Here is a 13,758-nt window from a genome sequence, read left to right as displayed (position 1 = left end):
TTTACGCTGGTAAATCGATCACCAGTGCACGCAACGGGGTTTTCGCCTGCAGGGTAATCTGCTGTTCTTCACTTAAAAACGCGCCGTCGCCGCAGCTCAGAAGTTCCTGATTGGCGCTGCTTGCCTGTAGATCCAATGAACCGTGGATCGATTGCAGGTAGGCGCGAGGACCGTTCAATTTCACCGTATGCTGCTCACCTGGCGCCAGCATGACCTGATGCACCCACACCTGCTGACGCAGTTGCAGACTGCCATCCACGCCGTCTGGCGAGGCAATTAAAAAGCGGCTTTGCTGTGGCGCCGCGATTTTCTGCAGCAGCGGATTCTCTCGCTCCGGGCAGGCCGCCAGCCACAGCTGCATGCGCGTTAACGGACGATCTTTACTGATGTTGATTTCGCTATAATTCACGCCCTGACGAGCTGACAGCAGCATCGCTTCGCCTTCGCGCGCGATGAGATGGTTGCCTTCGCTGTCGCGGTACTCCGCTTCGCCCTGCAACACCAAATTCAACACATCCACCTGCGGATAGCTGCGCGGCTGGAAGGCCGCACCGGGTGCCAGCACTTCCTGATTGAGCACGCGTAACGAAGCGTAGCCCATCATTTTAGGATCAAAATAGTGGCCAAAAGAGAAGCTGTATCGCGCCTGCAACCAACCGAAATCGGCCTGGCCACATGCGGACGCGCAGCGGGTTGTCATCATGATTTGCCTCCAACGCACTGCGGTGAGATTCGACCGCAGGCTTTATACCTTAATGGTAAAAGGCTGGACGCCGGATTGTTAGCCAGTTAATCTGCCCGGCATATTCAAATTTACTGACAGAGAACCGGCATGGCTAAAGACCGCGCGTTAACCCTCGAAGCTTTACGTGTGATGGATGCTATCGATCGTCGTGGTAGCTTCGCCGCTGCGGCCGATGAACTGGGCCGTGTTCCTTCTGCGTTGAGCTATACCATGCAGAAACTGGAAGAAGAATTGGATGTGGTGCTGTTTGACCGCTCCGGCCATCGCACCAAGTTCACTAATGTCGGACGCATGCTGCTGGAGCGTGGGCGCGTGCTGCTGGAAGCCGCCGATAAGCTCACCACCGATGCCGAAGCGCTGGCTCGCGGTTGGGAAACCCATCTCACCATCGTGGCTGAAGCGCTGATCCCAACCAATCTGCTGTTTCCTGTTGTTGAAAAGCTGGCGGAGAAAGCCAACACGCAGATTTCACTGGTCACCGAAGTATTGGCCGGTGCGTGGGAGCGTCTGGAGCAGGGCCGCGCGGATATCGTGATTGCGCCTGATATGCATTTCCGTGCCTCGACCGAGATCAACACGCGTAAACTCTATAGCATCATGAGCGTGTACGTCGCCAGCCCGGATCACCCGATTCATCAGGAAGCCGAGCCGCTGTCTGAAGTAACGCGCGTGAAGTATCGCGGCATTGCGGTGGCGGATACCGCACGTGAGCGCCCGGTGTTAACGGTGCAGCTGCTGGACAAACAGCAGCGCCTGACGGTGAGCAGCATGGACGATAAACGTCGTGCGCTACTGGCCGGTTTAGGCGTGGCGACCATGCCCTATCCGATGGTGGAGCAGGATATCGCCGAAGGCCGCCTGCGCGTGGTCAGTGCCGAATACACCCGTGAAGTGGATATTATTATGGCGTGGCGCCGTGACAGCATGGGTGAAGCCAAGGCGTGGTGTTTGCGCGAGATCCCGCGGTTGCTGGCGAAGCAGCGCGGTTGATTAAAACCAGGCCGGTATAATTGCCGACGCAACGCCGAACGAAGCATTTTCAGCGGCACTAAAACGTAGCCGCGCAATTTATTGCGCTTACCTGATACAGCTGAGTAGCTAACAGATGCGCAATAAATCGTACCGCTACGTGAAATTTCAAACGCTACATCCGGCTCAAACAATCGATCGCTACCGCTTTAAAGCTGACGAAATCCCCGCAGTCGCGCAGTCTGGCCATCGCCCTCTCCCGCAGGAAAGTAACGAACAGATCGTAAATCGCCATCGCCTCTTCGTATTCGCTTTTGCTGATCGCCAGCAGGAAAATCACCGAGGCAGTTTCGTCACCCCAGCTCACGCCATGGGGTGCCAGCACGGTATACACCACGGTTTTTTTCGCCAGCAGTCCGAGTGAGTGCGGCAGTGCAATGCCTTCGCCAAGCATGGTGCTGACAATCTCTTCACGCTCTTCCACCGATGGATAGAACTCCGCATCCACATACCCCTCTGACTCCAGCTGATCGCACAACACGCGGAACAGCGCTGATTGCGTCATCGGCTTATCCAGCACCATAAAGTGCTGCGCGTCGAAGTACTTTTCCAGCATGTAAGGACGCGTGCGATCCACCAGCACCAGCTTACCCAACTGCTCCAGCTGGAACTCCGTCGGGAACGGCGACATCATCACAATCGGCTTATTCTTCTCGCTCAATCGCGCGGTGGAAATCACGAAGTCTTCATCGATGTGGTTACGCATCTCGTAATCACGCTGCGATAAGCGCGCGGTGACCACCAACTGCGGGTATTTGCGCAGCAGCAGCGCTTCAATCATGCGCAGCGTCGAGTTACCGCTGTCGCACACCAGCAACACCTGCGGATGGCGCTGATAGCCGACATCGTAATGCCGTTCGAGGCCCACACCGATATGCAGCACCAGAAAACCGATTTCGTTTTCGCTGATGCTGTATGGCGTGTACTTGCCCCAGCTGGTGACGGCTGCCAGCGTCACATCGTACGCCATCGGATAGTGCTGCTTGATGTTGCTGAGCAACGGATTGGGGATATGGATCTGATAACGCACCCGAGTGATCATGGTTTTGATATGGGTGAGCAGATCGGCCCGCAGCTGCTCATCCTGCTGTAGCCGATAGTTGTAATGGGTGTTGATGTAACTCAGCAGATAATCGACCAGCGCATCGGCGTCATCGGCATTGATGGTGCTGGGCACCAGCGCCTGGATCTGGCGGGCGGCAATATTCACACGCAGCCAGTTCTCTTCCGCCTGCGAGATCGCTTTACCCACCAGCGGCTGCATCAGATTCACCAAATCATGGGCGGCTTCGCGCACTTCCTCACCGACATCTTCTGCGCCAGGATCGTTGAGCGGGAAACCTTCGCTGATGCGCCGAACTGCCACTGCGCAGTAAATTTGCAGATAGCGCTCGCCCTCGTCACTAAGACGAATCGCGTGCTGGGTAAAGCACTGCTGCAGTAGCGGGGCTAATTGCGCCAGCATCCCGCTGTGCAGCGCTTCCACCGTCAGCAGCGGGCTGTCTGGCATCTCCTGATCGATCTGCCACAGCAGATCCGTCAGGCAGGTGCGGATCGCCGCCTCGCTGCCAAACAATTTCATGCCGTAATGCGGTTTGGTTTCGATATTTAGATGATAGCGGCCGAGCCATTCGCGCACTTCCGCCATGTCACTTTGTAACGTAGCGCGACTGACAAACCACTCTTCCGACAGGTCTTCGAGCTTGAGCGAGAAGGCGGCGGTGAGGAAACGCGTCAGCAGATAGCGCACGCGATCCTGCGAGGTGCGCGGCACACGCAGCGGCGCGGCGCTCTCTTGCTGTAGCCGGTCGAAACGCGCCACGTCGTCAATTTTGAGTTGATATCCCGCGCCGCGCGCCAGCACAAACTGTGCGCCGTGCTGTTCCAGCAGCGCATTCAGCGCGGTGATATCGGTGCGCACCGTGCGCGTTGAAACTGAAAAGCGGCGCGCCAGTTCATCCTGCGGCAGCGTTTCGTTTTGCAGCGCAGCGAAAAGTTGGGCCAGACGCTGATTGGGAAATCTCACGGAGCTTCACCTGTGAATCGTTTGTTACAGCAGTTTCTTGCACGTTGCCAGAAGCTGACGCACATCGTCAATGCGCGTGTCGCCCGTTGCGCTATCAATAATCGAACTGTAAACGTGCGGGATTACTTTGCTCACGCCCGCATCGAGCGCAATCTGCACAATCGCTTCGAAGTTATTGAGATCGATACCGCCGGTCGGTTCCAGCCAGAAGTCATGGCGCGCACAGGCTTCAGCCACAGCGCGATATTCGTTCACCGATTTTAAGCCACCCATCGGGAAGTATTTCACTGAGCTGCCGCCCATGTCCTGCAGCATGGCGATGGCGCTGTCGATCGGCACAATCGCATCTTCTGCCTGCGAGCTGCGCGGTCCGGTGGAGATTTTCACCAGGCCCGGTGTGCCGGTTGGTGAAATCAGGCCGTTGACCACGGTGTGGTTCTGGCCGAGCAGCGCGCGGCTGGTTGCGACACCGGTGAAGACCTGGTTGACGTGCTGCGGTTGCAGTACCGCTGAGATCTCACTCACCATCGCTGACTGATTCGGATCGCCCGCGCCCAAGCCCACTGAGAGCGCGTTGTCGATCAGCGCTGCGTACTCGCGCATATCGGCAATTGCTTCTTCATTGGTCGCGTAATTTTTTGATAATACGCCCACCAGCACGTGACCTTCTGCCGCCTGCCAGATCGCTTTAGCATTCTGCTTCGAACCGGCTAACACGTTGAGGCACAAACGGCCCTGATAAAAATTCGGGTTCAGACTCATGCGCGTTTTCCTCCGCTGATTAACGCCTGGATACGGCTAAAGATGATATGCAGCTGTTCGGCGCTGACGCTGCGCACGTCGGCTTCGATAATGCCTTCGTTGGCTTTATAGCCACGGAAGTAGATGGCGATGTCGCCGGTTTTCAGCGCCTGCACCAGTTCGCCGGTGGGCCATTGGGTGATCGCTTCATCGAACTTGATCTCAGCACGGGCGATATCGCGGCCTGCTGCATCCCACACCACGCGCGCGGAGACGCCATTCATCGTGTTGAGGTTGTCGATAAACGGCGTCATGTTGGCCACCATCTCGGCACCGGTGGTTTTCGGCTGCACCAGATAGTTTTCAATTGCCTGCGTCAGACCGAGAATGCCCTCTTTGCCGACTTTCATCGCACGACCAATGCCGTTGCTTTGACGTTTGACCCACTCAACGTATTGCGTGCGACCAATCACCAGACCGCTGGTCGGCCCTTCAATCGCCTTGGCACCGCTGTAGATCACCAGGTCTGCGCCCATCTGGTAGTAGCACTGCAGATCTTCTTCTGCTGCCGCATCCACGATTAACGGGATACCGTGTTTGCGTGCGACCACTGCCGCCTGCTCCACACTCAGGTGGCTCTTCTGCACGCAGTGGTGTGACTTGATGTACAGCAATGCTGCCGTGGTTGGCGTGATGGCGGCGGCCAGCTGCTCAGGCGAGCACTCGTTGCTGTAACCGGCTTCCACTAAACGTCCACCGCCCAGTGCCACCATCGCGCCCACCGGGGCACCGAAATTCACGTTGTGGCCTTTCGGCACCACGATATCGTGTGGCACGGTCAGCGGCGCGGCATGCAGGTTATCCAGCAGCCAGTCGTTATCTTTGACGATCACCGCCGCCACGCTCTGCGCGATGCCGGCAGAGGCGCAGGAGACCACTACCGCGTTTTCCACATCCAGCAGTTTTGCGATATACGCGCCGGTTTTATTGACCAGATCTTTGATCTCGAAATAGTGGTTCAAACCGTAGCTCACGGTATCCACCACATCGGCGGACGGCGTTGAAACACCGAGAATGGTCATACGACCGGAGGCATTGATGACCTGTTTCAGGTCATATTTTTCATAAATCGAAGACATGATTGGTTTTCCCTTCATCAGTCAGATGCCACTCACCCGCGACAACCACGGCCAGCGGCAGCACATGTTGCTCACCCACAACCCGTTCGCCTTCAGCATCGACGAACGGGCGGGCTTCCTCTTTGACGGTAAAAATGGTCAGGTCGGCGTCATAACCTTCAGTTAAGCGCCCTTTGCCCGCTAAGCGCAGGCCAACCGCGGCATTGCCGGTCACGCAGTCGATAACCTGCGGCAGCGTCATGCCAATGCTGAAGAATTTCGACATCACGTGCGCCAGGCTGTGTACCGGGCCGTTGATGCGGTTGCGACAGTAAATGTCAGAACTGATGGTGTCCGGCAGAATGCCTTGGGCAATGGCCTGACGAGCCACTTCAAAACTGAAGCTGGCGCTGCCGTGACCAATATCCAGCTTCACGCCACGCGCTATGGCGTTTTTCACCGCCGCTTTCAGCTCGCCCTGTGGCGACAGAATGCGGTTGGGCTTGCCGTTGAAGCAGTGTGTGATGATGTCACCGGAAGTGAGCAGATCGGCAATCTCTTCCAGCACCGGCGGGTTGTTGCCGATGTGCACCATCAGCGGCAGATTACCGGCCGCCTGCTGGATGGCTTTGGCGCGAATCAGCGGCTGAATACCGTTTTCGCCCACTACGCTGCTGCTCATGCGCGCTTTCAATCCCACGATAAAGTCCGGGCGACGTTTTACCGCCTGCACCACCGCTTCACCGTCGATTTGCGCCATATCCGCCAGTTCGTTTTGCGTGATGATACCGGTGCGCGAAATGTTGATGAGCGCGCGGACTTCGGTAATGGCGGAGCGGGTGAGCTGATAGAAATCGTCGATGTGATCCGCGCCGGTGCTGCCTGCATCGACCACCGTGGTGACGCCCTGCGCCACGCCAATCGCATCGGCTTCATCGTGATAAATGGGGGATTTGGGATAGCAGTGCACATGGCTGTCGATCCAGCCCGCGCTGACGTAGTAACGCCCTGCCAGATCGCGCTCCTGCTGAGCCGGGCCGGTCACCTCACCTACCGCAGCAATTTTGCCGTGCTGGATGGCGATATCCACCAGCTGTTCGTCGCACAGACGCGCGCGGCGCAGAATCAGATCAAACATGTTTACTCCTTACTTACCACTCGCCTAAATCGTAGCGGCGCGATTCATTGCGCATTTAACAACGATGACGCTGTCAGGAAGCGCGATAAATCGCGCCGCTACGGATTTGTGCAAACCTACCAATCAAAGAGAAACCGGGAACATCGCACCTAACGCCATGGCACCCAAAATCGCGCCACCGGTGATGGGTTTGTTCCACAGATAGAACAACAGCGCACCCACCAGCGAACCGAGGCCGATAGGAATCGACGCGGCCATCGCAGACAGGATAATCAACGGACCCAGGAAGCGACCCGATGCATTACCGGCGCCCATCATCACGTCCGCACCGTAGGTGGAATCGCTCTGATTGATGGTGAACTTACGCGCCAGGATGATCAGATAGCCAATGGCGACGCCCACGACCAGGCCAGTTGCCAGCGATGCGGCAAAGTTCGCCACCGGGAACACGATGCCCGAACCGAGCAGCAGTGCGGGAACGCCAAGGCCGACACCGGTTTGAATCGCGCCGCCGATATCCAGAATCCCCACCAGCGAGCCTTCAATGATGCGGGCAAACAGGAAGCTGGCACCAAACGCCGCGACTGCGCCATATACGCCGGTTTCCATGCCGGAACGCAGCATCGAGACAAACGCCACTTCGTTAAACGCGCCGATGCCGTACAGGTAATACATGTGCGTACCGGCAAACACGCCGGAAGAGAGCAGGCCAACAAAAATCGGGAAAGACCAGTCGGCGTACCAGAACCCTTTGTTTTCGGTCTCGTTCATACTTAGGCTCCTTATTTGCCGCTCAGGCTGTTGTGAATCATATCCAGCCAGCCAGGCACACCGAGCTGGAAGGATTGCAGCAGTTTCATGTCGAAGCCACGGAAGAAGCCGCTCAGGGCAAACAGCAGCACGATGGCGAACATCATCACTTTGGTGACTTTGTTCCAGCCGCTCTCTTCCACGCCTTTACCGATCAGGATACCCAGCACCAAACCCGGTACAGCGTTACCCATGATCAACTGCGCCAATCCACCAAAAATAGTCGCCCAGAAACCCGATTTCTTACCGGCATCAATCGCTGCCAGCCAGAAGATCACCGGCATGACGGTGTTCACCAGCAGGTTTGCCGCTGGCACCAGCACTTTAACCGCCGTGACCTGCAACGCCGCAGGCACCGCAGACGCGGTACTGTTGAGGAAGGCCACCACGATCATGCCGATGATGCCGCAGGCAATCGCCATGCGTTTCGGGTTATGCAGCGTTTCCGCCACGTTACGGTTTTCACCATCAATGCGGCCGCGCCCCAGTTAGGCAGAATGCGGTGATCAACGTCCTGAGTGAAGGAACCTGCGGCCACAGACGATGCCCAGGCGTTAAAGAAGAAGCCAAGACCAAAGGAGAAGTGCGATGCTGGATCGCCCTCGCAGGAATTGAGCTCACCCAAGGTACGGAACGCGCCCATACCTTGCGTGGTCGGTGCGTGGAACATGCGCGCTGCGCCCGCTCCTACCCCAACGCCAACCAATCCACCTATGATCAACGACTTAAACAAAATGATTAAAAACATGTTGTACCCTTTGTTGTCGTCTTTATTCAGGGTGCCGCCGTAAACTCCACCTTGTCGGTGTCGATCACGGTGACGCTGACGGTAATGTCCAGCTCGACGCTGTAGTTCCGTCGTTCGCGCGCCAGGAAGAAGAACAAGAACTTCTCTTTGCGCACGCTCTCCTGCGCGCGCAGCACCCGCACATCTATGGGTTCAATGCGCAACAGAATTTTTTGGCTGGTGCGCAGCACTTGCTGCTGCACCTTGCTGAGCGCATCGGCAAAGGCTTTCGCTTTGCTGTCGCCTTTGCCCTGCACCGTCACCTGCGTCTCGTATTGCTGTTTCATACTTAGCTGCCGTGTTTTTTATTCCAGGCCTGCACCAGACGTTCACCCAGCTCTTCTTTATCCATAAAGCCGAAGCCCAGCACGGTGGCACCTTCGTTAATGGCGGTCACGCCTTCATCGATCGAACGCATGCCGTGTTTGGCTTTGTAGCCGTATTTGTTCTGCGCGGTGATGGCTCCAGCGCCGCCGCTACCGCAGAATGAGATGCCGAAATCGGCGTTTTCCGCTTTCATCACATCGCCCAGCTTCATGTCTGCTGCCACGCCCGGCACGACGACGGCACGGCCGCCTGCTTTCTCAATCCCTGCTGCTACTTTCTGGCCTTTGCCCAGACGATCGCCAATCACTACAGTTACCATGTTCAATTCCTCTCAATTCATGCTTCGTTCGATTTCGCCACTTCGATGTGCACCGATAACAGCCAGGCTTCTTCTTTCGGCAAATTGCCAAACAGATCCACCACCTGCTGTGCCAGTGCCATGGTTTCTGGCGAGATATCTTCAAACAGCTCAGCTTCGACTTCCGGCAGGGCTTCACCCGTGAGTGAACGCGCCGCCATTGCCCGCACATGCGAGGACAGCATTTGCTGCTGCACGGCGTTGGCTTCGATGTGGTGCTCGGCGTAGATCGCCGCAATCTGTGTCATCACGTTATCCGCCAGCGCCTGTATTGCTTCCGGCGTGCTCTGTTTCAGCGGGACAGCTTCACTCCTCACCTTGTTACTCCTGTTTACAGCGGACAAATGCAGATATTTCGCGTTAAAAATAAATTACGCTTTCCGCTGGCGGGTGTGGAGACGCATCTTTTCCACCTCGAAGTGGAAATCCCACGGGCGCGTGTGCGCCAGATCGCAGTACGCACAGAGTGTGCGAAACAGGTCACAAAAATGCGGGTTATAACGGATTTTCAGCGGGGAAAGCGGAGAAACAGAGCGGGAGATAAGGCCAGCCAAGGGGCTGGCCGGGTTATCAGCGGAATTTCTTATGGTTGGCGTTACGAATATCTTCCAACTTCTTCGCTTCCGTTTTGGCATCGTCGAGTTTGTTGGCTTTCGCCAGTTGGTCGATAACATCAATCTGAGCGATCAGGGAATCAAGACCGGCGTGATAATCCTTAATTTGGGCACTGTCGGCAGGCTGACCTTCCAGTTTTTCCGGCGTGGATTTTTTAGCATCCTCCGCCGCCTGGCGCATCTTGCCGAGCGCAGTTTGCATTTCCTGAGCATCGGAGGTTTTTTTCACCACGCTCAGGCCATCTTTCAAGGTATCCATATCATTCTTCAGGTCAGCGGCAAAAACGCTAGCCGAGGAGAACAACAGCGAGAGAGACAACATTGCAATCAAATGCTTCCGCATAAATATTCCTTTTATTATTGTCGGGCAAAAAAAAAGCAGCCACGTGGGCTGCTTTCTGTGAAGCGATGTCTTTATTGTCCGGCGATTTTCATCTCCGGCAGCAGCACCGATCCGCATTGTATATTGCTGCGGGTTTCAATGTCGTTACCGAGCGTTACCATATTGAGCCACATATCCTTGAGGTTGCCCGCAATTGTGATCTCGCTCACAGGATATTGGATTTCACCGTTCTCAACCCAGAAACCTGAGGCACCGCGTGAGTAGTCACCGGTCATGGCGCTGACGCTGGAGCCCATCATTTCAGTAACCACCAAGCCGCGGCCCATCTGCTTCAGCATATCGTCAAAGCTGTGGCCCTGGCCGGCAATGCGCCAGTTGTGGATGCCGCCAGCGTGGCCGGTGCTTTGCAGGCCGAGCTTACGCGCTGAGTAGCTGGTCAGCAGCCAGTTTTGCAGCACGCCATCTTTGATGATGTCACGCGCTTCGGTGCGCACGCCTTCGCTGTCGAACGGCGTGGAGGCCAGCCCTTTCAACAGGTGCGGCTTCTCTTCAATGGTCAGCCACTCTGGCAGAATCTGTTTGCCGAGTGAATCCAACAGGAAGGTCGCTTTGCGGTAGACGCTGCCGCCGCTGATCATGCCAACCAAATGGCCAAATAGACCGGTCGCTACTTCTGGCGCGAAGATCACCGGCGCTTTCATGGTCGGCAGCTTGCGCGGCGCTAAACGTGACAACACACGACGGGCGCACTCTTGTCCGACCCAATCCGGTGTTTGCAGATCGTCAATGGAACGGCCGATGGTGTAAGCGTAATCGCGCTCCATGTTGCCATCCTGCTCGGCAATCACACAGCTGGAGAGCGAATGGCGACTGGAGCAGTAGCTCTGCAGCATGCCGTGGCTGTTACCGAATACTTTGATGCCAACGTGGCTGTTGAAGCTGCCGCCTTCAGTGTTGGTAATACGCTTGTCAGCCTGCAGCGACGCCTGCTCAGCTTGTGCGGCCAGTTCGATAGCGCGATCGGCATCGATCTCCCACGGATGGTAAAGATCGAGATCCGGCGCTTCAAAGGCCAGCAGATCGGGATCGGCCGGCGCACCAAAAGGATCGACCGAGGTGTAGCGCGCGATGTCGATCGCCGCCTGCACGGTGCGTTTGATGGCATCCGGGCTGAGATCGGTTGAAGAGGCACTGCCTTTGCGGTTTTGATGATAGACGGTGATGCCAAGTGCACCATCGCTGTTGAATTCGACGTTTTCCACTTCGCCATAGCGGGTGCTGACGCCAATGCCGGTGGTTTTGGTCACCGCCACTTCTGCACCATCGGTGCTGGCTTTCGCCAGTTCCAGCGCCTGCGCGACAGCCTGTTCTAACACTTTACGTTGTTCTGCAACCTGAGTAGATACGTTCATCGACCTGCCGTCTAATCTTAAGTATGAATTTATTGAGTCTATCAGACTCAGAGAACAATTTCGCAGTCGCCCGATAAACTGGTAGGATTAGCCTCTTTTTTTAGGGAGCCAAGAGATGACCAAGCAGCCCGATGACTGGCTCGACGATGTGCCGGATAATCAAAACCAAGAAGATGAAGACGACGAGATTATCTGGGTCAGCAAAAGCGAAATTAAACGCGACGCCGAAGAGCTGAAACGCCTCGGCGCCGAGTTAGTTGATCTGGGGAAAAATTCCCTCGACAAGATCCCTCTCGACGAAGATCTGCGTGCCGCCATTGAGCTGGCGCAGCGTATTAAGAAGGAAGGCCGTCGCCGCCAGTTGCAGCTCATCGGTAAGATGTTGCGCGCGCGCGATGAAGATCCGATTCGTCAGGCACTGGATAAGCTGAAGAACCGCCATAACCAGCAGGTTGCGCTGTTCCATAAACTCGAGCAACTGCGCGATCGTATGATCGAGAAAGGCGACGATGCTATCGCGGAAGTGATTAACCTCTATCCGCAAGCCGATCGTCAGCAACTGCGCACCATGATCCGTAATGCGCAGAAAGAGAAAGCCGCGAACAAGCCGGCAAAAGCCACGCGTCAGATTTTCCAGTATTTACGCGAGCTGGCTGAAGCGTAATACCCCGCAACATACCGTAGCGGCGTGATTTATCGCGCATCTTCGTTCAGCTGAGTCGCTGTCAGAAGTGCAATAAATTGCGCCGCTACGATGAAATTGCGCGGTTGATAGGGTGGCCATTGCTGGCCACCGCATCATTAACGTCCCAATCTCTCCAGCAGTTTCTGATGTATGCCACCAAACCCGCCGTTACTCATCACCAGGATCGAATCGCCTGGCTGGGCTTCTTTTGCCACCATCTCCACCAGCGTATCGATATCCGCACTCCACTTCGCCGGCTGAATACAGGCTTCAGCGACATCAGAGACCTGCCATGGAATATGGTGCGGCTGGAACAGGAACACTTTATCAGCACGGCCCAATGACGGTGCCAGCTCGTTTTTACTCACGCCCATTTTCATGGTGTTGGAGCGTGGCTCCAGTACCGCCAGAATACGCGCGGTGCCGCCGACTTTGCTGCGCAGCGCGGCCAGCGTCGCGTGGATAGCCGTCGGGTGATGGGCAAAATCGTCATACACCTTGATGGTATTGACTTCACCACGCAGCTCAAGGCGACGACGCGCATTGATAAAGCTGCTCAGCGCTTCACCGGCATCCACCGGTTTCACCCCGATGTGGCGCGCAGCAGCAATCGCCATCAGGCCATTATGCATGTTGTGCTCGCCCACCAGCGCCCAGTTCACCTCACCGACTTTCTCGCCATCCAGCCAGATCTCCCAGTGCGATGAATCCGGCGTCAGCTTTTTCGCCTGCCAGTGGCCGTTATCGCCCACGGTTTCCTGCTCACTCCAGCAGCCCATTGCCATCACTTGCTTGAGATTGTTATCGTGCTCCGGCAGCAGAATTTTGCCCTGCCCTGGCACGATGCGAATCAGGTGATGGAACTGCTTTTGGATCGCGCGCAGATCGTCAAAGATATCGGCGTGATCGAATTCAAGGTTGTTGAGGATCAGCGTGCGCGGGCAGTAATGGACAAATTTGGAACGCTTGTCGAAGAACGCGCTGTCATATTCATCCGCCTCAATCACGAAGAATGGACTTTTTCCTAATTTTGCCGAAACCTCGAAGTTTCCTGGCACACCACCAATGATGAAGCCCGGTTCCAGGCCACAGGCCTCCAGAATCCACGCTGCCATGCCTGCGGTGGTGGTTTTGCCATGGGTTCCGGCCACGGCAAGTACCCAGCGGTCGCGCAGCACAAAATCGTGCAGCCACTGCGGGCCCGAGAGGTACGGAATGTTCCGTTCCAGTACCGCTTCTACACACGGATTGCCGCGCGTCATGGCGTTGCCTATGATCACCAGATCCGGCTGCGGATCGAGCTGACTGGCATCGTAACCTTCAGTCAATTCAATACCTTGCTGCTCCAGCAAGGTGCTCATCGGCGGGTAGACATTGGCGTCTGAGCCGGTCACTTCGTGCCCCAATGAACGGGCCAGCATCGCCAGTCCGCCCATGAAGGTGCCACAAATCCCAAGGATGTGAATGCGCATATAGAGATCCATTACTCAAAAGTTCGGCGCACAGTGTAACCCCGAGCAGAGTGGGAAGAAACGGATTAGGACTATGGTTTTTAAAGTTCAATCGGCTAAACTGCGCTCATACGTTGGTAGCGTGTTACAGCTGCTGCCACTCCACCGTAGATT

The 13,758-nt window shown here is 56.1% G+C and carries 14 protein-coding genes and 1 pseudogene; 2 read left to right on the top strand and 13 right to left on the bottom strand.

Translation table 11 applies throughout. The features are described from left to right. Position 1: 1 nt before the first annotated feature. Positions 2-703 carry a pirin family protein gene (locus HA45_RS00440; RefSeq protein WP_100703314.1) on the bottom strand — a complete coding sequence of 234 codons (702 nt, stop codon included), beginning with the start codon at positions 701-703 and terminating at the stop codon, positions 2-4. A gap of 129 nt (positions 704-832) precedes the next feature. Between HA45_RS00440 and HA45_RS00435 the strand changes: the two genes are divergently transcribed. After that, the gene (locus HA45_RS00435; RefSeq protein WP_034829216.1) at positions 833-1,735 is read left to right on the top strand and encodes a LysR family transcriptional regulator; all 903 of its coding nucleotides are present in this window, start codon (positions 833-835) and stop codon (positions 1,733-1,735) included. 154 nt (positions 1,736-1,889) lie between these two features. Here the strand turns inward: HA45_RS00435 and HA45_RS00430 are convergent, their stop codons facing one another. The 11 genes and pseudogenes from HA45_RS00430 to pmbA all read right to left on the bottom strand — a co-directional run bounded on the left by HA45_RS00430 (position 1,890) and on the right by pmbA (position 11,448). Continuing rightward, the gene (locus HA45_RS00430; RefSeq protein WP_100703313.1) at positions 1,890-3,800 is read right to left on the bottom strand and encodes a BglG family transcription antiterminator; all 1,911 of its coding nucleotides are present in this window, start codon (positions 3,798-3,800) and stop codon (positions 1,890-1,892) included. A gap of 24 nt (positions 3,801-3,824) precedes the next feature. Beyond that, entirely contained in the window at positions 3,825-4,562 is a 738-nt protein-coding gene (gene dagF / locus HA45_RS00425; protein ID WP_100703312.1) for a 2-dehydro-3-deoxy-phosphogluconate aldolase, read from the bottom strand. Beyond that, on the bottom strand, positions 4,559-5,680 hold the full coding sequence (locus HA45_RS00420; protein ID WP_100703311.1) for a DgaE family pyridoxal phosphate-dependent ammonia lyase: 1,122 nt from the start codon (positions 5,678-5,680) through the stop codon (positions 4,559-4,561). Before HA45_RS00420 ends, dagF begins: the two co-directional genes overlap by 4 nt. Then, positions 5,664-6,797 carry an amidohydrolase/deacetylase family metallohydrolase gene (locus HA45_RS00415; RefSeq protein WP_100703310.1) on the bottom strand — a complete coding sequence of 378 codons (1,134 nt, stop codon included), beginning with the start codon at positions 6,795-6,797 and terminating at the stop codon, positions 5,664-5,666. The genes HA45_RS00420 and HA45_RS00415 overlap by 17 nt, the downstream gene beginning before the upstream one ends. A gap of 123 nt (positions 6,798-6,920) precedes the next feature. Then, positions 6,921-7,568: a DUF4310 family protein gene (locus HA45_RS00410; RefSeq protein WP_100703309.1), complete on the bottom strand. Its 648-nt coding sequence runs from the start codon at positions 7,566-7,568 to the stop codon at positions 6,921-6,923. An 11-nt stretch (positions 7,569-7,579) separates the two neighbouring features. After that, positions 7,580-8,355 (bottom strand): annotated as a pseudogene (locus HA45_RS00405) (DUF4311 domain-containing protein). Between the two features lie 26 nt (positions 8,356-8,381). Continuing rightward, positions 8,382-8,681 carry a DUF4312 family protein gene (locus HA45_RS00400; protein WP_100703308.1) on the bottom strand — a complete coding sequence of 100 codons (300 nt, stop codon included), beginning with the start codon at positions 8,679-8,681 and terminating at the stop codon, positions 8,382-8,384. 2 nt (positions 8,682-8,683) lie between these two features. Beyond that, entirely contained in the window at positions 8,684-9,040 is a 357-nt protein-coding gene (locus HA45_RS00395; protein WP_009087404.1) for an SFCGS family glycine-rich protein, read from the bottom strand. Positions 9,041-9,057: 17 nt separating this feature from the next. Continuing rightward, entirely contained in the window at positions 9,058-9,396 is a 339-nt protein-coding gene (locus HA45_RS00390; protein ID WP_100703307.1) for a glycine dehydrogenase, read from the bottom strand. Positions 9,397-9,649: 253 nt separating this feature from the next. Next, positions 9,650-10,036, bottom strand: coding sequence for a cytochrome b562 (gene cybC / locus HA45_RS00385; RefSeq protein ID WP_100703306.1), 387 nt, complete (start codon positions 10,034-10,036; stop codon positions 9,650-9,652). A gap of 71 nt (positions 10,037-10,107) precedes the next feature. Further along, positions 10,108-11,448: a metalloprotease PmbA gene (gene pmbA / locus HA45_RS00380; RefSeq protein WP_100703305.1), complete on the bottom strand. Its 1,341-nt coding sequence runs from the start codon at positions 11,446-11,448 to the stop codon at positions 10,108-10,110. A 115-nt stretch (positions 11,449-11,563) separates the two neighbouring features. Between pmbA and yjgA the strand changes: the two genes are divergently transcribed. Beyond that, the gene (gene yjgA, locus HA45_RS00375; protein ID WP_100703304.1) at positions 11,564-12,112 is read left to right on the top strand and encodes a ribosome biogenesis factor YjgA; all 549 of its coding nucleotides are present in this window, start codon (positions 11,564-11,566) and stop codon (positions 12,110-12,112) included. Between the two features lie 137 nt (positions 12,113-12,249). Here yjgA and mpl read toward each other — a convergent pair whose 3' ends face one another. Next, positions 12,250-13,605: a UDP-N-acetylmuramate:L-alanyl-gamma-D-glutamyl-meso-diaminopimelate ligase gene (gene mpl / locus HA45_RS00370; protein ID WP_100703303.1), complete on the bottom strand. Its 1,356-nt coding sequence runs from the start codon at positions 13,603-13,605 to the stop codon at positions 12,250-12,252. Positions 13,606-13,758 lie beyond the last annotated feature (153 nt).

Source organism: Pantoea rodasii, from assembly GCF_002095465.1.
GTDB lineage: Bacteria > Pseudomonadota > Gammaproteobacteria > Enterobacterales > Enterobacteriaceae > Pantoea > Pantoea rodasii.
The sequence above is the reverse complement of the archived record's forward strand: the minus strand, read 5'-3'. Positions and strand labels throughout refer to the sequence as shown.